Below are 23271 nucleotides of genomic sequence, written 5' to 3'. Positions count from 1 at the left end.
TCCGTTCTACAATAGTTACCTATATTATACAACATTAACGCGGTGTCGTCTTAAATAAAATGAACATAAAAAAAGCTATCGAGACTTTCTCGACAGCCTGAAAAGGCGGCCTTCCTAAGGAAGACCGCCTTTGTTATATACCCGTTATAACACATTTTGGTAAATTACGATGAACGGAATGCTCATGTGGAATAATGACGCTTATTGACCTGAACGACCTGATAATTGCTGTTCGGCCAGCTGTACCAAGCGTTTAGTGATATAGCCTCCCAGAGAACCAGCTTCACGGGATGGCATGTCACCGTAGTAACCATCTGCCGGAATGGTGATGCCCAGCTCTTGTGCAGCTTCATATTTCAATTGTTGCAATGCGTTGTTGGCTTGAGGAACAACTAGGTTGTTACTGCGACGGCTTCTGCCTTGATTAGCTTCATTCATGTGTAGTCACCTCCTTCGGCTGTGATGAGGTTAGTATGCGACAGAGTTATGAAAATATGCGCCGAAGGAAGAAAAGTGACTAGAGGAAAATTACGGATATATGATATGAATCTGAGTTTTGAGATCGATGGATTGCTGAGGCTCCAAACGGATCAGTCCGGCTTCCCCGACAGGATCAGGTGAATTGGGCGCATCAGGCAGACAGGTATAAGGCTCAATGCAAAGATACTGGTCGCATTCACCTTTGGTATATAAAACCCAATACTTATAGTATTGCTCATCTGCTGTGTAGCGGATTTGATAACCGTCGTCACGAGTCAAAAGAGCTTCAGCAGGGCCTTCCGTTGCCCGCAGCAGAGTGTCTAGATCTGTTCCTTTCAGAGAAAATCCCGAAGAGAGCTGTTCCAAGTCATCTAACGAAGTAATGATACCTGTAGGTAGCTGTTCAGCATCCTGCTCATATACGCCGTTCACAGGTAGCTTTAGACGCCAGCGCTCAGGTTCTCCGTCCACCATAAACCAAGTGTGATATCCCAAGCCAAATGGGGCTGCTTTTTCACCCAAATTCGTTACGCGCAGCGTTTGACTTAATACAGCACCCTGCAAACGATACGTCATCTCCAGACGTAAAGGAATGGGGAATTGTTCCATCCAATGCGGATCACTTTCTGTTAAAAGCTCGGTAGTAACACTGCAACCTTCTTCATCCTCTTCAATATCACTGCAGCGCCAGGACTGATTACGATGCAGACCGTGTATATGATTGTCATTGGCTGTATTTCGGTCGAACTGATAAGGAACACCGTCAAACTCAAATTGTCCCTTGCGAATTCGGCCTGGAGGAATCAAAATGGGCAAGCCAAAATGATAAGGCTTTTGTAAATAGAAAGCCAATTCTTCCTCACCGGGCCGACGTACGATATCCCGGTCGAGCTTCAGATCACGCACTGAAATAATATTATTCCCGAGGCGAGGGATCATCGTAACTTCCAGTTCACCACTATGTAAAACATACGTGTCGTAACCGTTCCAGTGTTCTTTGGTCACTTGTTTCATATCCATGCTCCTTTGTCCACTATAATCGGTTGAAGCTTCGTGTCATTATGATAACAGATTTTTGGTCGTAGGGCACAATCGTCATTTGACAATAACATTATGCGGAATTATCATTAATGTAGTTTTGAAAGTAATGACATGGATAACGCGATGATGAGGACAAGTAAGCTTTCGCATAAGCTCTTCAGAAAGCCGGTGGTGGATGGGAACCGGTGAGCCTGCACTGCTGAATGGACCTTGGAGTGCCGCACAGAACAGGAATTTACTGTCCTCAGTATGACGGCCGATTGCTCCCCGTTAACGGAGCTTTAAGATTGCAGGCAGCCACGGAGCATAGCTCCGACAAGTAATAGGCTGACGGCAATGAATAAGGGTGGTACCACGGTCTCGCGTCCCTTGAGGATGCGGGGCCTTTTTGCGTTCTAATTTTGAAATACTGAGGAGGAAGAATATGAAAACTGTACTTTCAGGTATTCAGCCTAGCGGACAACTTACTTTGGGCAATTACATTGGTGCCATGAAAAACTTTGTCAAATTGCAAGAGGATCATCAATGTTACTTTATGGTCGTAGACCTTCATGCAATTACCGTACCGCAGGAACCGGCTCAATTACGTGAGCAGTCGGAGGCGGTAGCAGCATTATTTATCGCAGCAGGTATTAACCCGGAAAAATCCAATGTCTTTTTACAATCCCATGTTCCTCAGCACGCTGAGTTGGGATGGTTGATGACAACACTGACGAATATGGGCGAGTTGGAACGTATGACTCAGTTTAAGGACAAAGCAGCAGGCAAGGACTCTGTAGGAGCAGGGCTGTTCGTATATCCATCGTTGATGGCAGCTGACATTTTGCTCTACAACGCGGATCTCGTCCCGGTAGGCGACGATCAGAAACAGCATCTGGAGCTGACACGCGATTTGGCGGGTCGCTTTAATCACCGTTATGGAGATTATTTTACTGTTCCTGAACCGTATATCCCTGAAGTAGGGGCGAGAATTATGTCCCTGGATGATGTGTCCAAAAAAATGAGCAAGAGCAATCCGAATGCAGGCAGCTTTATTGCGCTACTAGACGAACCGAAAGTCATACGCAAGAAAATCAGCCGCGCTACTACTGATTCCGGCAGTGAGGTTAGATATGATCCGGCCAATAAACCGGAAATTAGTAATCTGATGGGCATCTACAGCCAGTGTTCCGGTTTGTCACTCCAAGAAGTGCAGGATCGCTATGAAGGTCAAATGTACGGAACATTTAAAAAAGAACTGGCAGAGACCGTTGTAGCTATGCTTGAACCGATTCAGCAACGCTATCGTGACATCCGGGAATCCGGTGAGATTGGACGTATTTTGGCCCAATCCGCAGAGCGCGCACAAGAAGCGGCTGAAGTCACGTTGTCTGCGGTCAAAGAGCGCATGGGCTTTCTGCCACGTGTACGCTAAAGCATATTGAGACGAAACGGATTAGGCCTTTTAAAGGATTGGATTAGGAGCGGCGTTGTCGGGCTTTGACCACGAAACCCCAGCCGATATTGCCGACAGATAATAGTCCCAGTAGAATGGCAAGCCATGCGGAATAACTGATGGATATAGCGGCTGCGGTCAGCAGGACAATGGATGAAACGGCGAACCATAGGGATAAACCTTTGCTCATTGGTAAAAACCTCCAGTGTTCGAATGTTGAATTTCAGGAATAAGTAGTTGTAAGCGAGCCATAATAATCTTGCAAGCTTGCAATGAACCTCACTCACAAAGAACTGAAAGGAGATTCAAATATGAGCAGACGTCGTTCAAACAACCTGCAAGTACCGCAGGCCAACGCCGCTTTACAACAATTAAAATATGAGGCAGCTCAAGAACTTGGCATCACGATCCCTCAGGACGGTTACTTCGGTAATGTTGTTTCCCGCGAAACAGGTTCTCTTGGGGGATATATCACGAAAAAGCTGGTCCAACAAGCAGAACAATCCTTGTCGGGCAGCAGCCGTTTGCAGTAATACACATAAACACTCCATCTTGGAAGCTGTATTATGAGCAACTGTGATGAAGAAAATCCGGAGCGATCATGCTCCGGATTTTTTTACGCATGGCTTATCACCATTGTGAATCACGCAAGTCCGCTTCGTCAAGAGGGCGCTTTCATGAGATGTGATTTATTACGCGTATGGCCAAAAAAACAGCAAGCTCCAGATGAAGGGAGACTTGCTGTCTGTTGTTCATACGGCTTGTTGTTAGCTTGTAGGCAGGTTTTAATTCGTATGCAGGGAAAGGCGTTTTTGCATCTTTTCGTCACTGAGCCATCCAATATAGCTGCTGATCAGTCCGAACTGCTTATCCATCGCGACCACAGCCACGAATGGATATTGTCTCCGGTGTCGATACCTGACGTCTCCCCATCGCACAATGTAGCCCCATTCCAGTTCTTCCACCTCGGCAACGGCAAAAGAGGAAAAATAGCGAAATGCTTGCACATCGCGATAGGATTTGGATGCTTCTACGGCAGGATGTGTGGATGGAATTGCATGTTTCGTCCAAAATAAGTGTTTGCCATTTAAACCGCCAATGTCATAACTTCCATTCTGATGAGCTTTTACCACATGCCACCGGTTCCATGATACGGTGGGAATGATATAATAGATGTCGCCCTCCTGACGCTCATTGTCCATATCACGTACCGCTTTTCTGGTTATAAAATGACTCCAGGTTCGCCAAATGTAATATAGGCCAATAATAACGTACAGCGTAATAAACAAGGGAGCGGGTGGAATCAATCCGGTGACCCACAGCATAATCGCAGCAACATGGGTGCCAAAAATAAAGGGATCGAAAATATGGATGATATTCCAAGATATCCACTTGTTTGTAAACGGCCGGAATGCCTGTGTTCCGTACGTATTAAATAAATCTGTGAATACATGCAGGCAGACAGCAATCGTTACCCATAATGCTACATGACCTGGGGGCACATCTCTGAAGATCAGGCAAATCAGTCCTGTTATGGACAAGATCCATATCAACCAGAAGGGAATTGAATGCGACAGTCCACGGTGATTGCGAATGTAGGCTGCATTATTTTTCAACCGAAGCAAAGTGTCAAAATCCGGAGCTTGCGACCCTACGACTGTAGCGAGCAGTACGACTGCGGCCAACTTTGGATCTCCGGCGACGACAGGATCAGTGTAGGCCAGCCCGGCCAATCCGATTCCCATGACAAAGTGTGTGGCTGTATCCATATCTGTCGCTCCTTTTGTATTGTTTCCTGTACTTATTACTACCCAAATTTACTGTAAACGATCAGCAGGGGCGATTTGCCATCGGAATTGTGAACGTTTTGTGCGTTTTCTGTCAAACTTTTCGGGGTAGGTATATGATAAAATTTATATCGGAGTTCAACTTACTCCCGAATTCATACATCTCTAAGGGGGAGTTACTCACAATGGATAATATAAGTTATAAGACTTCTTCGGATGCGGCTACCTATTCTGTAAAATCTAAACCACCCGGCAAAGCGGGCACTTGGAAAGATTTTATTACAGTTACCAAGCCAGGCATCCTTCGTACCAATCTGGTTGCAGCCTTTGGTGGTTTTTGGTTAGCATCGCAATGGGACGTTGATTATATAAAGCTAATTCTTACACTTTTAGGTACAATGCTGGTTATGGCGTCTTCTTGTGTTTTTAACAACTATTTTGACCGTGAGCTGGATTTGAAAATGGAACGTACACGTAATCGCTCACTGCCAACAGGGCGTCTGACCCCTACAACGGTGTTGTCATACGCTATTATTTTGGGTGTTGTCGGGTTAGCTGTTCTATTCTTCTTCTCTGGTGTAAAGGCAGGGTTACTGGGATTACTTGGTATGTTCGTTTACGTCGGTATTTATACACTTTGGTTAAAACGTTCGTCTACATGGAGCACATCCATCGGCGGTATTTCTGGTGCAATGCCTCCTGTGATTGGTTATGTGGCCGCTTCGGGTCGTATTGATATGGGCGCTTGGCTCTTATTCGCTCTCCTGTTCTTATGGCAGCCGCCTCACTTTTGGGCGCTCGCTATTCGCAGAGTTGAGGAATATCGCGCAGCAGGATTTCCGTTGTTGCCAGTCGTAAAAGGTATCCATCGGACCAAGATTCAGATGATTCCTTATATTGTATTGCTGATTCCGGTACCCATCCTGATGTATGCTTATGGATATGCCGGTATGATTTTTATGATCGTGTCCGTGTTACTGTCCGTGCTGTGGGCATTCTATGCCTTTAAAGGTTTTACGATTAAGGAAGAAGAAACGGATTCCTGGGCAAAAAAAGTATTTTTCTTTTCCATTAACCATCTGACACTCAGCTTCTTGCTGATGATCGTCGATACGGTTCATAAGTTCTAATGTCATTTTAGAGGCATTTTATAGTGCACCATATAGCTGTCCAACAGGCATGAAAGCAGCCTGAGGACAGCTTTTTTGTTATTTTCAAGACTAAAGAACAGGTGGCGGGTATATAATGTATTCTTCCAACCCTGCTTTTTCCAATTGAGCGATCACATATTCGTCTGGAGTGCCTTCTACGCCAGCGTATCCTTTGCGGGTATACATATGGCAGGCATCCGGAAAAGAGTCTGCAAGCACACCCCTTATTTTCTTCCCTGAGCTGTCATTGTCCATAAATAAATATATTTCGTCGTGCTTGGCCCGCTTGTGGAGGGATTCCAGTTTTATAGAGTTGAGTGTACCGAAGGTGCATAAAATGTGAACCTCCGGGTCAAGTAATCGGCGAAGTTTGCTGCGGTCATTTTTCCCTTCAACAATCACGGTTATCGCCATTTAAGCTCACCCCTTGTCTGATACATATGCTCGAAATTCCCCGGGAAATGAAGAATATGTGTATAGTGTAGCTCCAAATAGGGTTCTCATGCAAAAAATAACAAAACAGCCTGCCAGAAGTGGCAGGCATGGGTACAAGGGGCAACATGTTAGGGCAATTCAGACATTAAATCCAGCAAGTACGGAGAATGATGACGAGCAAAATATAAAGAACAAGAATGGTGCCAGTTGAAGTTCCGAAAACAGGGCAAGGGCTTACAGGATGACAGTGGCTCACAGGCTGCACCTCCCTTTGTTAGTGAATGTTCAGTCAAAATAGTCTATGTGGATAGGGGGATAGTGTACTGTGCATTTGCCCTCTGAAACGACATTTTGGGCTTTAAAGGTAGCATATTAGCATACCACTGCCCTCAGACTAGCTAGGAATGATAAGGTCCTGAAGCAGACAGTGGCGGCGTCGGAGATAATCGCTTAATAGGAACGAATAGCAGGCCAGCCGTCAGAATCAGAAATGCGATAAAAAAAGGAGAAATGTGATCGGGTAGCTGTCCTGCCAGTACAGGTCCGGCAAAGGAGCCGATAGATGTTGCAATAGACTGGAGTGCAAAGGTTTTGCCCAGTCGCGCACCTCCAATTTGTATGAAAAGGGAGGCTAGCGCTGGGAAAATGATGCCTTTGGCTGTTCCCAAAATAAAAAGTATGATACCAATCGCCGCTTCGGGCGTGGTGGCGAGTGCGTAAAAACTTAGAGACATCAAAATAATGCCACAAAGTAGTCGCGCCATTGGTGAATATTTGTTCAGAAACAGCAGGCTGAGCGTACAAAGTGCTCCCAAACTGATGATGGAAAAGAGCAATCCGGTGGACATCATGGAAGCAGAACCGTTATTCCGTAATGGAATTTCGTAAAATAAAATGCCTTGTGCACACGCCAAAACAAAAGGCAGGAGCAGGTAACGCCAATTGAACGGTAAGCGCGTCTTCTGTGCCCCGGATAGCGGAGCAGGTGTCGCATGACCATCAGATAATTGGGCCTGTGGAGCGGGTGCTGTTTTGGGCAAGGTGAAATAAGCCATAAGCCCCGTGACTACGAGAATGATGCCAAGGGAACTAAACGTCTCACTAAAGCCGAAACTGGCTACGATAAAAGCGCCAGCGGCTGGAGACAGGACAGAGGCCAACGTATGAACGACACCATGTCCCGACATATATTTGCCCTGCGTAACTGGATGATCGGATAGCTGTGCCAACATGGCTAGACAGGCCGGAGATAAAAAGGCCAACACAAAACCGCTAATTGCCCGAAGAAAAAGTAATTCCCACGGTGTGTGGATGTATGATTGAATGACAAGAATGATGCCTGCGGCTGTTAGGCTGAACATAATATATCGGCGGCTGCCGTGTTTGTCGACCTTGGGGCCGGCCATCAAATTACCAGGCAGATGAGTTAGAGAGTAAATCCCCATCATCCAGCCAATAAAAGTAGGTGCTGCACCCAGGGAGATAGCGAATGGTGTCAAAATAGGATATTGTGCATGCAGATCGAAAAAAGCAATGAATAAAAAGAGATACAGCCAGAGGGCTGTTTTCATGGGATGACCCCCTTCCCTAATGTAAACTTTCATGTTGCACGACGTATTGGCCCTTCCTAAGTTGTACGCTGGAGTGGACGAACATAGACCACTTTGTATGGACAAGAATTGAATAACAAGGTATGTACAAGAGCTAAGCTGACAGGGCATCACGTAATCATGTATAATTACAGAGACAATTTTGTGATTTAAATGATGTAGTTGAAAACGGGAGTGTAGCGAAATGGATAAGGGCGTCTGGACAGAGTTTTTGGAACATAATTGGCAGATCGTTCAGGATAACTGGATGTATATATTAATTGGGCTTGTCCTACTGTTAGTCATATTGAAGATTGTAAGAACTCTCGTAAAATGGCTGATTGTCATTGTCGTCATTGCAGGCTTGCTTATCTACAGTGGCATTTCCTTTGAACAGGTCGGCAAGGTCGTTACTCAGGCAAAGGATGATGCGATTAACAAGGTTCAGAGCGAGGCTTTGAACATGATGATCAAAGAGGGACGGGATGCCCGATACACATCCAACGCGGATGGTACGTTTTCGGTAACCAGCTCCAACTTGGAAGTGAAAGGTCCATTTGATGGTGACAAGGTCAAGGTATGGTATCAGGGGATGTCGCTGGGCGAGTGGAGTATGGGCGATACCGTCAAGAAATATATCGAAGGTGCGAAAGGCTCGGCTGTAACACAGTCGCCGCAGTCGCCGTAGAGACAGGAGGAACACAATGAAACCATCCTGGCTGGAGCCTATTCTTCATTGGAATGGCGTGACGGTGTTTTTGATTGTCATTGTACTGCTGTCGTTGATTCAGGGCTGGAGACGAGGAGCTTCCAGATCTGTAGGGGCGCTGTTCAGTCTTATTGTAGATGGCATACTGACTGTGGCGGGTATTTTGTGCTCGCTCGGATTAGCCATGTGGCTTTCACCGAAGGTACAACAATGGCTGGCGGCTTACATGGAACATTTGCCTCAGCGAGAACTAAGTGGGATTGAGCAATTTTATTATACGTTGGTGGCAGGGTTAGAGGGGTTCCCGCTGCTGCGGTTCGCCGTATTGTTCATGCTCAGTTATGCGATCGCCCAATTTGTACTACGTGCAATTTATGTGTTGATGGTAGGTGGTAAGTCAGATTCTTCTTTCCATGAACATGAAAAAAAATCAGGCTTTTTCAGCAGGGTGGCAGGGGCTGGAATAGGTACTCTTATTGGTGGAGCACGCGCTATCATGGTTATAGCCCTGCTATTCATCGGCGTAAGTCTGTATCCAGACAGCGGGTTTAGCAGCTACGTCCAAGCTTCACCGATTTATAAGCAGGGAGCGCAATCGGTCATTGAGCCGTTATCCGGTACACTGATTAAGGATAAATTGCCCGTATTTACGCAGGCCGTTACCAAGGAATTAAACGGTATCCTGCAGCGTAAATACGAAATGATTGACCGGGAAATTCCGAACGATATCGGTCAGGCGTCAGCCAAGATTACGCAAGGGATGAGCGGTGATGAGCAAAAAGCCAGAGCGTTGTATGAATGGGTAGGTACTCGTATTAGCTATGATTTCAGTAAGGTAGAGGCCTATGAGCAACGTGGTGACTGGCATGAACAGACCCCTAGAGATACGTTTGATACACGTAAAGGAGTCTGCATTGATTATGCCCGCCTGTATGCGATGATGGCTCGGTCGCAGGGACTACAGGTCAAGGTGGTGACAGGGCTTGGATATAACGGACAGGGAGGATACGGTTCCCATGCATGGAATGAAGTGTATTTGAGCGGACAGGATCAGTGGGTACCGCTAGACCCGACCTGGGCGCAAAGTGGGGACTGGTTTAATCCGCCTGGTTTTGCCCAAACACATATCAAGGATAAAGTGATTTAATAAGGAGTGGAAAAGGGCACATGAGAAAGATAGACAACGAGCAGGGAAAAGACAACGAGACGTCTGATCGAAAAAGATTCAGCTTTCGGATCAATCTGTTCTTTTTCAGCTCGTTCATTATATTTACGGTCATTATTGTAAGACTGGCGATACTTCAATTTGTAGATGGACCTCAGCTTAAGCAGCAGGAGGCCAGTAATGTTACCAAAAATGTACCGCTTACGCCGATTCGCGGAACAATTTATGATTCTACCGGGCAGAATAGACTGGCGTATTCTACACCTGTACAATCGCTGTATATCACGCTCTCCAAGAACTATAGTGACAGCGTGGAGGAAAAGCGTAATCCAGATAAAAAGCTGTTGCCTGAGCTGGAAAACATGACACAAAAGCTGGCAAATCGATTTGCCCAATATGGTAATAAAGATGAGCCGAAAATGACGGCAGAACAAATTATGGACGCTATGGATCGGAACTATCAGCGATTTAGCGGTTTTACGCCGCGTCTGATTAAAACGAATCTTAATAAAGATGAAGTTGCCTATTTTATGCAGCATAAAAGTGAGTTTCCAGGCTTAGATGTCGTAGAGGAAACGGTACGTCATTATGATCCAGATACGGTAGCTGTTCAAACGGTTGGCTACATTAAAAGCTATAAAAGTGCGCGTGAAACGTTGACTAAATATAAGAATATTCAAAAATCTATGTCAGCTGAAAATGATCCGGGCCTCATTTATATGGATAACGAATCGGTTGGCTTTGATGGACTGGAATTTCAATATCAGGAACAATTACGGGGGAAAAATGGCTATAAAACCGTTCCGATAGATCCGCGTAATATGCCGGAAGGTGTAGATTCTGTTACTCCTCCGCAAAAAGGAAATAATGTCTATTCTACGATTAACAAAGAAATTCAGGTGAAGACTGAAGAAGCCATTATGGATCAATTGAGATGGCTCCATTCACACGCTGTATCTGGCAAGACACATCCTTATGCCAAAACAGGCTTCGCTGTGGCTATGGAAGTGGACACAGGAAATGTGGTAGCGATGGCCAGTATGCCAGATTATGATGCAAATTACTGGCAGACTGGAAATATATCCAGTGATAATTACAAAAAAATACAAAATGTATACTTGAATGGTACTATTCGTTCGTTCGGATCGGGCCAATCGGGTCAACATCCAGAGTCAGTTGTTCTTCTGGGCTCCACCATTAAACCCCTTTCTGTGTTGATAGGTCTGGAGGAAAATCTATTCAGTACCTCATCCTACTATCAGGATACAGGAGCGGCTTATTTTGGGCGTAACAATTCGTCACGAGTTCGAAACTCTTCCGGTCATGTGTACGGGGGGTTAGACCCGGCTTCTGCCATTCGGCATTCCTCCAATGCATTTATGGTCGATATGGTGGGCAAAAGATTGTACAACAAGTACATTAATAATGCCAAGGAAGATCAAGGTGTGAATGTATGGGACCGCTACATGAAGGAATTTGGGCTAGGGGTGTCTACGGGTGTAGATTTACCTACGGAATATCCTGGTTTGAGAGAGTATGGACCTAAAAGTAAGGAATCGGCCTTGTCCAAATTAGCGTATGCTTCTTTTGGACAGCAGGGTAAGTATACAACGCTCCAGCTTGCACAATATACCACTGTACTGGCTACCAAGGGCAAACGGATGGAGCCGCATTTGGTCAGTCAGATTAAAGATACTAACGGCAATGTAGTTCAAACGATTAAGCCGAAGGTGCTGAATGAAGTGAAATTCCCGGATGCATACTGGAATGAGGTCATACGCGGAATGGCAACAGATGTCAGCGCATTTAATGGTTTCCCTTACGACTATGCTCGTAAAACGGGGACATCGCAGCAAAGCGTAGGCGGTAAACTGAAGGATAACGGGGTATTTATTGCCTTTGCGCCACGTCAGAATCCCAAACTTGCAGTAGCGGTTGTCATTCCTGAAGGAGGTTTCGGGGCTTTTAGTGCCGGACCTGTAGCGCGCAAAATATTTGATGCCTACGATGAAGTATATGGTTTGGACGGGGTACCTAAGAAAAAGGTTGAAACAGCAACCGATTCTAACGCAATCAAACAGCCATAATCATTTTATACGATTTTATACGATGTCATTTCATGAAAGCTTTCCTTAGCCTTTGGGCTGAGGGAAGCTTTTTTATGTTTTTTCTACGTTTTCTTACAAAATTGTCATCTTAGAATTCATCGTTTATTGTTTTAGATATGGTAGGATCAGGGAATATGAACCTATTGGAAGGAGTAATGCAGCTAATATGGACAGAAGAAGTTTAGATAAAAAGTTTTCATTCAAAAAGAAAAATCAAGAAGAGGATGAAGAGTCACGAAAAAAACGGACGGTTTTACGAACCAACCTACTGTTTTTTAGTGCTTTTGTGCTGTTTGCCCTGATCATTACCAGACTAGCTGTATTGCAGTTTGTACAATCGGACGAGCTGAAGAGTCAGCAGCAATCCGTAAATACGAAAAATGTCCCGTTAGTTCCGAGTCGCGGCACGATTTATGATTCCACAGGTACGGTTAAGCTGGCGTATTCGACTCCAGTACAGTCCCTATATGTAACTTTATCTAAGGATTATAGCAAGCATACGGAGAAAGACCGTAAACCAGGGGAAAAGCTGCTCCCTGAGCTTAATGCTTTTGCTACCAAGCTTGCTGCCAAATTAAACGAACTGGGGCGTACCGAAGGAGAGCAGCTCAATGCAGAGGAAATAAAAAAGCGACTGGACCCGGACTATAATCAATATAGGGGGTTTACCCCACGTTTGATCAAATCCGACCTGAGTCAGGAGGAAATCGCTTATTTTCTGGAGCATCGGACAGAGTTTCCTGGCGTGGAGGTAGTAGAAGAAAGTGTCCGCCATTATGACCCGGATCGGGTAGCGGTCCAAGCGATTGGATATATGTACAAGTTCAAAGGAGCCCGTGCGAACCGAACCAAATATAAAGAGCTGTACCAAGCTAATTCGGAGGTTCTAAGACCAGAACAGGTTTACCTGGAAAGTGAAACGGTTGGATATGATGGCTTGGAGCTTCAGTACCAGGACGAGCTGAGAGGAAAAAATGGATATAAAACAGTAGAGGTCAATCCTCGCAGCATGCCAGAGGGCATTGAATCCATTACTCCTCCTGAAAAAGGACATCATTTATATTCCACCATCAACAAGGAAATTCAGCAGAAAACCGAACAGGCCATTATGGATCAGCTTCGCTGGCTTCATACTCATGCCGTATCGGGGAAGCTTCATCAAGACGCTACCACTGGCTTCGCTGTAGCGATGGAGGTAGAGACCGGAAATATCGTGGCAATGGCCAGTATGCCGGATTATGACTCTAATGTATGGAAAAGTGGAAGTACCTCGCCTTCGGTATATGACGAAATTCAGCATAAAATGGGAAATGGAACAATTAAATCCGTGCCTAGCGGAAAAGCGGGTCCACATCCAGAATCCTCGGTGCTTTTGGGTTCAACCATTAAACCGCTAACCGTGCTGATCGGGTTGAAGGAAAACCTGTTTTCTCCCGGACAAACTTATCTGGATACGGGAAGTGCGTACTACGGCAAAAATCGCTCCAGCCGGGTTGGGAATTCTAGCGGACATGTGTATGGTTCTTTGACACCTAGCAGGGCGATTGAGGTCTCGTCGAATACGTTTATGGTAGATATGATCGGCAAGCCAATGTATGACAAATACGGAAGTAATGCAGGGGTGCATCAGGGAATTGACGTATGGGACAAGTATATGAAGGAATTTGGATTAGGCGTACCGACAGAAGTAGATCTGCCGGGCGAGTGGGCAGGCAGACTTGAGTATACGAGCAAGCATGAAAGTGCAATGACACGTTTGGTGCAGGCATCCTTTGGTCAGCAGGGAAAGTATACGGCCATGCAGTTAGCCCAGTATACGACTGTGCTGGCAACAAAGGGTAAGCGTATGCAGCCTCATTTGGTCAGCAAAATTGTAGATGATCAGGGGAATCTCGTACGTGAGTTTAAGCCGCAGGTGCTGAATGAGGTCGCCTTTTCAGATACGTACTGGAATACAGTGATTCGGGGTATGGCTACGGATGTTAAAGCCTTTAACGGATTTCCTTATGATTATGCCCGCAAAACGGGAACTTCTCAGCAGGTGGTGGGGCGTACGGTTAAAGATAATGGGGTGTTCATCGCTTTTGCTCCACGTCAAAATCCGAAGCTGGCGGTAGCGGTCATCATTCCTGAAGGGGGCTTTGGTGCGACGAGCGCGGGGCCAGTTGCACGTAAAATATTTGATGCGTATGACGAAGTATATGGGCTAGATGGTACTCCTAAAAAGCCTGTGGCAGCCAAGTAAGGTCTTGAATACTTTTGTGGGCTTCTCTTTTTCATGGTAAAATGTCGTTGGACATAAGGGACATACAGGAGGAAGAGAGACTATGGGAGAAAACCAATATAAATACAAACTGCTTGCGCTCGACATGGACGGAACTTTACTGAATGATAATCATGAAATTTCCTTGGAAACGATTAACTGGATTAACAAGGCGATTCAGGAAGGGATTCATGTATGCTTGTCCACCGGACGTGCAGCCATGCATGCTCTGCCCTACGGTCAGCAACTCGGCCTGGAGACGCCAATGGTAACCGTAAACGGCAGTGAGGTGTGGAAATCACCCCACGAGTTGTGGCGCCGTTATTTACTTGATAAGGAGCTCGTTCGCAAGATGCACCAGATTGCTGTAGAAACAGGCTCCTGGTTCTGGGCGTACTCAACAGAGGAATTATATAACAGGGATCGTTGGCCGGATACATTGGACACACAGGAGTGGCTTAAATTCGGTTATAATACGGAAAATGACGAAATTCGCCACCAAATTTTGCTTAAGCTTCAGGACATGGGTGGACTTGAAATTTCCAATTCTTCGATGACAAATTTGGAAATTAACCCGGCTGGTATATCCAAAGCCAGTGGAATCGCTGAAGTGTGCGATCTGCTTGGCATTACTCTGGAGCAGGTGGTTGCCGTTGGCGACAGTCTGAATGACCTGGCTGTGATTCAAGCGGTTGGACTGGGCGTAGCAATGGGGAATGCTCAGGATACGGTAAAAGAAGCCGCTGATGTGGTCGTGGCTTCGAACAATGACGACGGCATTGTAGAAGTGATCCGTGATTATGTGCTTGTGTAATGAAACGAATGATGCAGCAAGCAGGATGAATGAACGAGAAGGAGGAGACCCATGGACGTTGTAGGCTGGATTGTTGTCATTGTGCTGTTCATTGTGGGCATGGCTGGGGCGGTATATCCCGTATTGCCGGGGGCGCTCGCCATCTATTTTGCATTTTTTGTATACGGCTGGTTTTTCTCGTTTGCTCCATACAATGCATTGTTTTGGATTATACAAACATTAATCGTTGTTGCCCTTTTTGTTGCAGATTATGCTGTGAATGCCTGGGGAGTCAAGCGATTTGGCGGCTCGCGTCTGTCGGCGATCCTCAGCACTGTCGGGATTATTATTGGCCCCTTCGTTATTCCGGCATTTGGTCTGATTTTGGGGCCATTTATCGGCGCTGTGCTGGGTGAGCTAATTGGCAAAGCCCCGCTGGATCGAGCTATTAAAGTGGGCTTTGGCTCCGTATTGGGCCTCTTCACCAGCACCGTGATGAAAGTGATTTTGCAGCTTGCCATGATTATTGTATTCTTGATTTGGGTGTTATGACCCGAGATTCGTTTTCGTTTATTATGATTTGCAGAGACAGAATCGACATGCGGCTCCGCACCGGTGATGGCTCAGGCCATGACTGTTTGTGCGGGGCTTTTGCATGCGTGTGAACAGCAAGAAAGAAGGGAACGCATTTTGTCCAATAAAGAAACATTCCTTAAAGGTACGCTTATTTTAGCCGCTGCTGCCTTGGTGGCCAGAGTGCTTGGTCTGGTACAGCGTGTTCCATTGGAGCATCTGCTCGGTTCCGTAGGGAACGCCTCGTTTACCATTGCGAACAACGCTTATTTGATGCTGCTCACAGTGGCTACGGCCGGTATTCCAAGCACATTGAGCAAAATGGTTTCAGAACGTTATGCACTGGATCGGCCTTCGGAAGCGCGACGTGTGTACCGTGCGGCTTTGATATTCGCAGCCGCGGCAGGCATTATCATTACAGCGCTGCTGTATTTTGGAGCGCCTTACTTTGCCGAGCATGTAGCAGGGGTTCCGCAATCCGCTTTGGCCATTCAGGCTTTGGCACCAGCATTACTACTGTTCCCTGCCATTGCTATGATGCGTGGATACTTCCAAGGGCGCGGTAATATGACCGCAGGCGGAATTTCACAAATTGTGGAGCAGGTTGCACGGGTAGCGACCGCTATTATACTCGCTTTTATTATTTTGAAGCTGGGTTATGGAGATCGCGAGGTTGCAGCCGGGGCCTCCTTTGGGGGTGTCATGGGAAGTCTTGGCGCTCTAGCGGTCATGTTGTACTACACGGTGAAATTGCGTCGCCAGGATCGTCAAGATCAATTCCAAGAGGAAAGCTCCGCGCTACCGATGATGCGCATTTACAAAGATATTTTCAAGCTTTCCATTCCCATTGTATTGTCGTCTCTGACGGTTCCGGCGGTCAACTTTATTGATACGTCGATTGTGGTGAGACTGCTGTCTGGTCAAGTGGGATTGGATCAGGCGACTACTCAGTTGGGTTATCTAGGCTCTCGGGCACAGAGTGTGGCGGGAATTCCGCCGATTTTGGCCATTGCGCTCAGCCAATCGCTCATTCCGATCATTTCAGCGGCATTTGCTCGTAAGGATGAGCAGCATTTACAAAATCAGATGACGCTGGCCTTGCGTATCTCTATTTTGACTGGAATGCCAATTGTGTTAGCTTTATGTGTAACCGCCTATTCTATTAATGGTTTACTGTTTAGCTCGCTTGGAGGCAGTGGTATCATCGCTGTTCTGACACTCGGAACGATATTTCAGATTACGATGATGACTTCTAATTCAATACTGATCGGTATGGGCAAGCCGCGTATTTCAATGGTTAATGTCATGGTCGGTATCGTCGTCAAGTTTGCAGCGAGCTGGCTGCTGGCTGGTTGGCTTGGGATTTACGGGATCATTGCCGCAACCGGATTATGTTTCCTCGTGATCACGTTACTGAATTTACGTGTGCTTAAAGGGATCGTCTCCTTTTCCATCATGGGCCGTCGCTGGGCAGGGTTCTTAACCGCAGTCGTCGTCTCGGGAGCTATCGGATACGGTGTAAATGAAGCCTGTATTCTGCTGGTGCATCTGATGCCTGCGCGTGTGGCCTTCTTGATCGCGTGCTGTATTGCCGGGGCAGCTGTACTGGTATGCTACTTGCTGTTGCTGGTTGTACTGCGCGTATTGCGCAGGGACGAGCTAGGCAACTACCCACGTATGTTGCAAAAGGTACTGCGTCCGTTAATGCGCCTACAGCGTGAATCCACAGGACAACGAGGCTAAAAGAGTCCTCTAGTCTATCAGTGGAAAGGTTGCAAGCTGTTATGGGCAACGTGGGCCATTGCTGTTTTTTGGATGCCGTGGCGATGCTCATGGCGCATGGCAAATAACAGGGGTCGCCTTGGTTCGCTCAGATGCCCAAGTGTGGAGCCGTCCTGAAACCAATCATAACGGGGGATTGGATCATAAGCTGTATCGGACCAGACGGCGTTCAGCTCCGGGCTGTACAGACGTTGTCCTGGCGGTAGCCATTCATGTGCTAAAAGCGTTGCACTTTCATCTGGAGAGTGCAGCGCTTTTTGTTCATTCGGGGTGAACAATCCGGGCCAATAGTCGCTGCGTGAACCCGTATGTGGCACACTGTTAGCGAATGCTGATACCTGGTCCAGCACCTGCTGATGGCCGAAGAGCATAGCATAGAGACCTTTGCCAAAGCCGATCCGCTCGTCCAAATGGCCGAAACGCTCCATCACTAGTCCAGCAAGTCCACCGTTCAGCCCAAGTGGAAATATAACCTGATTAAGTTGGAGCCAGTCATGCAAATAAAAGCCCGGCTTGTGTGTCACAAATTTTTGAAAATACGGATCTTTTACCACACGTCCTTCAATATAGTTTTGTTCATTAATGATGAGCGCAACAGTCAACAGAGAGCTATCCCGCCAAGCCCAAAAACGTTCCCAAAAGGGCTTCATGAATGGCGAAACGTGAAAATAAGGCAACAAATGAAAGCAACTCCGACCCAAATGACGGCTGTGCATGTAAAGTTGCAACTGCGGGTAAGCATCTTGAAAAATAAGGGCATTACAGCGCTCCAGTAGCCGATACAGCCATTCCTTTTCCTGTTCGCCAAACAGGTTGCCAATCAGTCCCCCTTTCAGATCGGTCATATTATAGCCGCCATTACGAGAAACCAGGTGGGCCAGTAATGCCCAGTGTAACTCCGGGTAGCCACGATAGCATTCAAGGTAAGCGGCCGTGCGGGTGACGTTGCTGCGATTCTCCTGTGCTGTATCATTTTTGATCCGCTCCAGCAGCTCACAGTCTGTTTCGCATAAGGGCATATTCAGAGAAGAGGGACGCGTAGCGGGTCCGTTCACCAGCATTAACGCTTCAGCTTCATTCATAGCGGCCTGTGCTGTATGATAATCCCACGCTAGTTGACGCAAGGGGTAGCGTAATTTGCGGGATTCGGTCCAAGCCGCCCGTTTGCCCTCCCAAGCTTCCTCTGCAACACGGGGAACGGAACCCAGTAGCTTTAGCCCTCCTTGAAGCTGTCGAGATGCTGTATGGAGCCATTCGGTAAGAGACATGACTAAATAACCTCCTTTCCAATTGCAAGCATCCCCGTATCCTGCCAAGTATGTTGGGTATGCTGTTAGGATGTCGTCGCTCATGTGGATTCTTAAGTATATCTTTAGTATGCCTCAATGAGAGGGCTTCCAATCGGCATGTGAGCAGAATGGGGGAGTGTGCAAAAGCTTCACTTGGCGTTACAATAGAAAGTGCAATCTTTTCAGCATAAAAAGAATTTAAGGAGGAATCATCCATGCAAAAAATCGTCTCTCATGAAGACTTTAATAAGGCAATATCTACTCCCGGCGTAACGGTGGCTGTATTTAAGGCGGACTGGTGTGGGGATTGTCATTTCATTGATCCGTTCATGCCTGATGTGGAACAACAATATGCAGATAAGCTTACATTAATTGAGATTGATGTAGAACAGGCCGAAAGCGTCAGTCAAGAGCAGAATGTATTGGGTATTCCTAGCTTTATCGCTTACAGTGAAGGCAGAGAACTGGTACGTCTGGTGAACAGACTGCGCAAATCCCGCGAGGAGATTGAGCAATTTTTGGATCGGGCTGTTGAAGTCCATGCGAGCTTGGCAAAATAATGAATGCTGTACATGCATGAAGGTTACAAAGTGAATTTTAAACATCAAGACATTCAGAAAGCCGCTTCCTTCTAAGGGGGCGGCTTTCTCACGGACACGTTCACATTTTGTCAACAAAGCTCGTATGTCAAGGAACGATATATCAGTTATAATTACTTTAAGTGATCATTTCACAACATATAAAGTGAATAAATATTATATTTGGAAGGATACGGGTGAATTTGAATAACAAAATTAGAATATTAAAATGGCTGGCACTCGTAACATGTATTGTCATGTTTTTGGCTACCTTCGGTGGAGGTGTCGTGACACGGACGGATTCAGGTCTTGGCTGTGGCCGGGAATTCCCGCTTTGCAATGGCAAGCTGGTTCCGGCACATACGATCGCATCCCTTATTGAGTTCTCTCATCGTTCCGTTAGTGCCATGGCCGGGATTCTTTCTATCGCCTCATTTGTTGGCTTTTTGCTGTTTATGAAGCATCGGAAGGATTTACAGCTATTCTCGCTGCTCACGCTCTTGTTTGTCATCATACAAGGTGCCATGGGGGCGTTGGCTGTCATTTTCTCCCAATCGGCTGCTGTCATGGGACTGCATTTTGGCTTTGCGCTTATCGCCTTTGCCAGTGCAACTATGATGACGCTGGGGGCCTGGCAGGAGCACGCGGACTCACGCCACACTCCGCGTCTGATTCCTGGGCGTGTCAGTCGGGGCTATCGCAACTTTATATGGCTATCGACGATCTATACCTATATTGCTGTCTATTCAGGGGCGTTGCTTAGTCACTCGGTCATCCAGAAGGTTGTAAATATTGGGGGCTTCATATCTCCACTGCTGCTTCATCAGATTTCAGCCGGTCTGCTGTTCGTCATTATCTTGGCTGTGGGTCACTACTCATACCGTTATCACCCGAATCACCGAGATATCCGTATATTGGGTGTCGTGTCGGTCTTGTTAATTTTGCTTCAAGTGGTGATTGGAATTATCTTGTTGTACGTCAACAGACCTGAAATCTACATGTTTATCGTGCTGGGACATATGCTGGTGATTGCATCGTTGTTCTCCGTTTTGGCTTATCTGAGCTATCGTGTATGGCAATTGTCACCGGACCGCAAGCTTGTTCCGACCCAAGCACAACGTACCTAAGCATTTCATAGATCATAGTGAAGCGGATTTTTGCCCAAGAGGCGTTTAAACACGTATAATAGCATATAAGAAACAAACCAGGCCCACGAGTTTCTCGAGGGCTTGATTTGCTTAGGAGGAGTCGTCCAGTTGATCTACCAGAATTTGCGCCAATTTATTGAAGCGCTGCGTAAAGAAAATCATCTTAAAATTATAGAGGCACCTGTCGATCCTTACTTGGAGCTGGCTGAGATTCATCGAAGAGTCATTGAGGAAGAAGGGCCGGCACTGCTGTTCACGAATGTAAAAGGAACCCCGTTTCCTGTAGCCAGTAATCTGTTTGGCACGAATCGCCGTGTAGATATGGCTTTTGGCCCGCGACCTGAGCAACTGATGGATGCGATTGTCGGAGCCACCAAAACATTGTTTCCACCTACACCCAAAGCATTGTGGAATGAACGTGGCCTGATTAAGGACATGCTAAAAGTAGGGCTAAAAACAGTATCTCACAGCGAGGCCCCTGTATTGGGAGTTCGCCGTACAGAGGCTCCGTTAGCGCCACTGCCTAAAGTGACCAGTTGGCATGAGGATGGAGGGCCGTTTATTACGCTTCCACTCGTGTATACCGAGAAGCCAGGTCAGCCCAAGGATCATAATCTGGGGATGTACCGCATTCAGATTTATGATGATCAGACGACGGGCATTCACTGGCAAATTCATAAAGGCGGCGGTTTCCATTATCATGAAGCGGAGCTGCGTAATGAGCCATTGCCTACGACGATTATCATTGGTGGCCCGCCTGCCCTGATTGCGTCTGCCATTGCTCCAGCACCGGAAAACTTGCCTGAGCTGCTGCTGGCTTCGCTTATTATGGGAGGCAAGCTGCCCATGACAGAAGATCCGCTTGGGGGTCACCGGATTCCAGCAGAAGCAGAATTTGCAATCAGCGGTTATGTGCCGCCTCATGAACGCCGTCCGGAAGGCCCGTTTGGTGATCATTTTGGATATTATTCATTACAGCATGATTTCCCTGTATTTCATGTCAAACATATGCATCACCGCAAGGATGCCATTTATCCGGCAACCATTGTAGGTAAGCCTCGGCAAGAAGACTACTATCTCGGTGAGTTTTTGCAACGTCTGCTGTCGCCTGCATATCCGCTTGTGATGCCTTCCGTCAAGTCCCTGTGGGCGTATGCGGAAACGGGCGTACATGCGCTGGCAGCGGCAGTCGTACGTGAAAGCTACTCCCGTGAAGCGCTTGTATCCGGTTTTACTATTTTGGGTCAAGGTCAATTATCGTTGACCAAGTTCCTGATGCTGACGGATCGAGTAATTGATTTATCTGACTTTAACCTGCTGCTGGAAACCATTCTGGAGCGATTTAATCCAGCAACGGATTTATTTATTTTCAATCACACGTCACACGATACACTCGATTACACAGGCCGCAAGCTGAATCATGGTAGTAAGGCGATCCTGATGGGGATAGGTGAGCCTGTACGTGAATTGTCTCGTGCTTATGAGGGAGGCGATCTGCCGGGAATTCGTGAAATTAAGCCCTATTGCGGAGGATGCCTCGTCGTATCGGGTGCGTCTTTTGAGCAGGAACCTGAGCTGGCGGCACGTGTTTTGGAGCGACTAGCAGCGGGTGAGCAAGAGTGGCCGCTCGTCTTTATTGTGGACGATGCCAAAGAAGTTGTTCGCTCTCAAGCCTCGTTCCTGTGGACGGTGTTCACACGCTTTAACCCGGCTACGGATATGTACGCGGACAGCGAAGTGCGTTTGCATCATCTGAACTATAAGCTGCCGATTGTAGTGGATGCGCGTATGAAGCCGGGGTATCCGGATGAGGTGTTACCGCGTGAGGATATTGTTAAGCTTGTAGATCAACGATGGACGAGTTATTTCGCTTGACGCCCTAATGAAACCTACAGCCGGATTTTACATTTATAAGGAGGCGTAAGCATGATACGCAAGCTACTGGGTGAGCCGCCACGTGTGAACAAGGGCATCTTGCTGGATGCCATGAATAGCATGTCAGATATGTTGAGCTTGCTGGAGCGGCAAATTCAGGCTGGTGGAGATCCGACCCACGATTTTCGGAAGGCGGATATTTTGACACGCGGTCTAATGTCATCTCTGGATGAACTGGAGCAGAGCCATCATGCTGCCGCCTTTTTCCGTATGAAAGTGAAAGCCGGATATGCTGAAGATATGAGCGAGGATGAAAAATCCGACTATGCATTATATGTTTTCTTTTATAAAGATGGGTTTGTGAGGGTATTCTCCATTTTAGATAAGCTGGGTAACTGGCTGAATGATCTGTGTGATTTAAAAACAGGGCAGTATAAGGCTCATTATTCGTATTTTACCGTGTTGCGGCAGCTCAAGTATCTCAAAATGCATCCTGTATTGACCGATAATTTAATTGATATCAAGGACACATACAACGATGCCATCAATCGGCTGCGTAAGCGTCGGAATACGGAGATACACTATATGAATACGGAAATGCAGGATGATCTCTGGCAACGACACCGAGCTTTGTATGGAAAAATCCAACTGGAGGACCTCGATCACCATTTGGAAGATTTGCAGCAGGGCTTGGAAATGGTGTGTCGGTCGCTGTCAAACGCCTTTACTTATACTGCGAAACAATGGGAGAACCGGGCAGTACGCCCAAAAATATGATAGAAAATATCCTTTGACAAAGCTATGTAAACTATCTATACTGAAACCTAGTTTCAGAAAAATGCTTGAATTATATTTTTTTATATAAACTTAACGGACAGCTAAAGCTGGAGTTTAACATATTTTTCTTATCCAGAGAGGTGGAGGGACTGGCCCGATGAAGCCCGGCAACCCGTTCTTTCCCGGTGTAATACACTGGGAGGGAACATGATGGTGCTAATTCCTACAAAACCGCTAGAGTTATAGCGATTTTGGCAGATGAGAAAAGGTTCGCAAGGTGGGGCCCTTTTCAT

General features: G+C 46.6%; 21 protein-coding genes and 1 riboswitch. Of the genes, 14 read left to right on the top strand and 7 right to left on the bottom strand.

The window, feature by feature from the left end; translation table 11 throughout:
- Positions 1-201: 201 nt before the first annotated feature.
- Both ACL9RM_RS14850 and ACL9RM_RS14845 read right to left on the bottom strand, forming a co-directional pair.
- Positions 202-438 carry an alpha/beta-type small acid-soluble spore protein gene (locus tag ACL9RM_RS14850; protein WP_013311861.1) on the bottom strand — a complete coding sequence of 79 codons (237 nt, stop codon included), beginning with the start codon at positions 436-438 and terminating at the stop codon, positions 202-204.
- A 90-nt stretch (positions 439-528) separates the two neighbouring features.
- Positions 529-1494: an aldose 1-epimerase gene (locus ACL9RM_RS14845; RefSeq protein WP_250266632.1), complete on the bottom strand. Its 966-nt coding sequence runs from the start codon at positions 1492-1494 to the stop codon at positions 529-531.
- 451 nt (positions 1495-1945) lie between these two features.
- On the opposite strand from ACL9RM_RS14845, the gene trpS reads away from it, so the two are divergent.
- Entirely contained in the window at positions 1946-2935 is a 990-nt protein-coding gene (trpS, locus tag ACL9RM_RS14840; protein WP_061829859.1) for a tryptophan--tRNA ligase, read from the top strand.
- A gap of 43 nt (positions 2936-2978) precedes the next feature.
- Here trpS and ACL9RM_RS14835 read toward each other — a convergent pair whose 3' ends face one another.
- A complete protein-coding gene (locus tag ACL9RM_RS14835) occupies positions 2979-3146 on the bottom strand; it encodes a hypothetical protein (RefSeq protein WP_007431986.1) in 168 nt (55 codons plus the stop codon).
- A 121-nt stretch (positions 3147-3267) separates the two neighbouring features.
- On the opposite strand from ACL9RM_RS14835, the gene ACL9RM_RS14830 reads away from it, so the two are divergent.
- On the top strand, positions 3268-3489 hold the full coding sequence (locus tag ACL9RM_RS14830; protein ID WP_013311857.1) for an alpha/beta-type small acid-soluble spore protein: 222 nt from the start codon (positions 3268-3270) through the stop codon (positions 3487-3489).
- Positions 3490-3741: 252 nt separating this feature from the next.
- Here ACL9RM_RS14830 and ACL9RM_RS14825 read toward each other — a convergent pair whose 3' ends face one another.
- Positions 3742-4725 carry a metal-dependent hydrolase gene (locus tag ACL9RM_RS14825; RefSeq protein WP_250266631.1) on the bottom strand — a complete coding sequence of 328 codons (984 nt, stop codon included), beginning with the start codon at positions 4723-4725 and terminating at the stop codon, positions 3742-3744.
- Between the two features lie 203 nt (positions 4726-4928).
- On the opposite strand from ACL9RM_RS14825, the gene cyoE reads away from it, so the two are divergent.
- The gene (gene cyoE / locus ACL9RM_RS14820) at positions 4929-5873 is read left to right on the top strand and encodes a heme o synthase (protein ID WP_013311855.1); all 945 of its coding nucleotides are present in this window, start codon (positions 4929-4931) and stop codon (positions 5871-5873) included.
- 90 nt (positions 5874-5963) lie between these two features.
- On the opposite strand, the gene ACL9RM_RS14815 is transcribed toward cyoE, so the two are convergent.
- Together ACL9RM_RS14815 and ACL9RM_RS14810 are read right to left on the bottom strand one after the other, a co-directional pair.
- Positions 5964-6308 (bottom strand): toprim domain-containing protein, encoded by a 345-nt coding sequence (locus ACL9RM_RS14815; RefSeq protein WP_061829857.1) that lies wholly within the window; start codon positions 6306-6308, stop codon positions 5964-5966.
- Between the two features lie 419 nt (positions 6309-6727).
- Positions 6728-7900 carry an MFS transporter gene (locus ACL9RM_RS14810; RefSeq protein WP_250266630.1) on the bottom strand — a complete coding sequence of 391 codons (1173 nt, stop codon included), beginning with the start codon at positions 7898-7900 and terminating at the stop codon, positions 6728-6730.
- Positions 7901-8123: 223 nt separating this feature from the next.
- Between ACL9RM_RS14810 and ACL9RM_RS14805 the strand changes: the two genes are divergently transcribed.
- The 7 genes from ACL9RM_RS14805 to ACL9RM_RS14775 all read left to right on the top strand — a co-directional run bounded on the left by ACL9RM_RS14805 (position 8124) and on the right by ACL9RM_RS14775 (position 17272).
- Positions 8124-8606, top strand: coding sequence for a hypothetical protein (locus ACL9RM_RS14805; protein WP_250266629.1), 483 nt, complete (start codon positions 8124-8126; stop codon positions 8604-8606).
- Between the two features lie 16 nt (positions 8607-8622).
- Positions 8623-9774, top strand: a complete 1152-nt coding sequence (locus ACL9RM_RS14800; RefSeq protein WP_250266628.1) for a transglutaminase domain-containing protein — start codon at positions 8623-8625, stop codon at positions 9772-9774.
- Between the two features lie 20 nt (positions 9775-9794).
- Entirely contained in the window at positions 9795-11879 is a 2085-nt protein-coding gene (locus tag ACL9RM_RS14795; RefSeq protein WP_250266627.1) for a peptidoglycan D,D-transpeptidase FtsI family protein, read from the top strand.
- A gap of 187 nt (positions 11880-12066) precedes the next feature.
- Positions 12067-14145, top strand: coding sequence for a peptidoglycan D,D-transpeptidase FtsI family protein (locus ACL9RM_RS14790; protein WP_250266626.1), 2079 nt, complete (start codon positions 12067-12069; stop codon positions 14143-14145).
- A gap of 82 nt (positions 14146-14227) precedes the next feature.
- Positions 14228-14977 carry a Cof-type HAD-IIB family hydrolase gene (locus tag ACL9RM_RS14785; RefSeq protein ID WP_061829851.1) on the top strand — a complete coding sequence of 250 codons (750 nt, stop codon included), beginning with the start codon at positions 14228-14230 and terminating at the stop codon, positions 14975-14977.
- Positions 14978-15028: 51 nt separating this feature from the next.
- Positions 15029-15508: a DUF456 domain-containing protein gene (locus ACL9RM_RS14780; RefSeq protein ID WP_061829850.1), complete on the top strand. Its 480-nt coding sequence runs from the start codon at positions 15029-15031 to the stop codon at positions 15506-15508.
- A 138-nt stretch (positions 15509-15646) separates the two neighbouring features.
- A complete protein-coding gene (locus tag ACL9RM_RS14775; RefSeq protein WP_250266625.1) occupies positions 15647-17272 on the top strand; it encodes a putative polysaccharide biosynthesis protein in 1626 nt (541 codons plus the stop codon).
- A 17-nt stretch (positions 17273-17289) separates the two neighbouring features.
- Here the strand turns inward: ACL9RM_RS14775 and ACL9RM_RS14770 are convergent, their stop codons facing one another.
- Positions 17290-18579, bottom strand: coding sequence for a DUF2515 family protein (locus ACL9RM_RS14770; RefSeq protein WP_250266624.1), 1290 nt, complete (start codon positions 18577-18579; stop codon positions 17290-17292).
- Between the two features lie 236 nt (positions 18580-18815).
- Between ACL9RM_RS14770 and ACL9RM_RS14765 the strand changes: the two genes are divergently transcribed.
- The 4 genes from ACL9RM_RS14765 to ACL9RM_RS14750 all read left to right on the top strand — a co-directional run bounded on the left by ACL9RM_RS14765 (position 18816) and on the right by ACL9RM_RS14750 (position 22978).
- Entirely contained in the window at positions 18816-19160 is a 345-nt protein-coding gene (locus ACL9RM_RS14765) for a thioredoxin family protein (RefSeq protein WP_025723593.1), read from the top strand.
- 275 nt (positions 19161-19435) lie between these two features.
- Complete coding sequence (locus tag ACL9RM_RS14760; protein ID WP_237166381.1) at positions 19436-20305, top strand: COX15/CtaA family protein; 870 nt, start codon at positions 19436-19438, stop codon at positions 20303-20305.
- 129 nt (positions 20306-20434) lie between these two features.
- Positions 20435-22201: a UbiD family decarboxylase gene (locus ACL9RM_RS14755; RefSeq protein WP_250266623.1), complete on the top strand. Its 1767-nt coding sequence runs from the start codon at positions 20435-20437 to the stop codon at positions 22199-22201.
- 51 nt (positions 22202-22252) lie between these two features.
- The gene (locus ACL9RM_RS14750) at positions 22253-22978 is read left to right on the top strand and encodes a Cthe_2314 family HEPN domain-containing protein (RefSeq protein WP_250266622.1); all 726 of its coding nucleotides are present in this window, start codon (positions 22253-22255) and stop codon (positions 22976-22978) included.
- Positions 22979-23103: 125 nt separating this feature from the next.
- Positions 23104-23243, top strand: a riboswitch (SAM riboswitch).
- Positions 23244-23271 lie beyond the last annotated feature (28 nt).

The organism is Paenibacillus sp. S29 (genome assembly GCF_049319765.1).
Classification (GTDB): domain Bacteria; phylum Bacillota; class Bacilli; order Paenibacillales; family Paenibacillaceae; genus Paenibacillus; species Paenibacillus polymyxa_B.
Note: the sequence above shows the minus strand (reverse complement) of the source record. Positions and strands in the feature narration are given on the sequence as shown.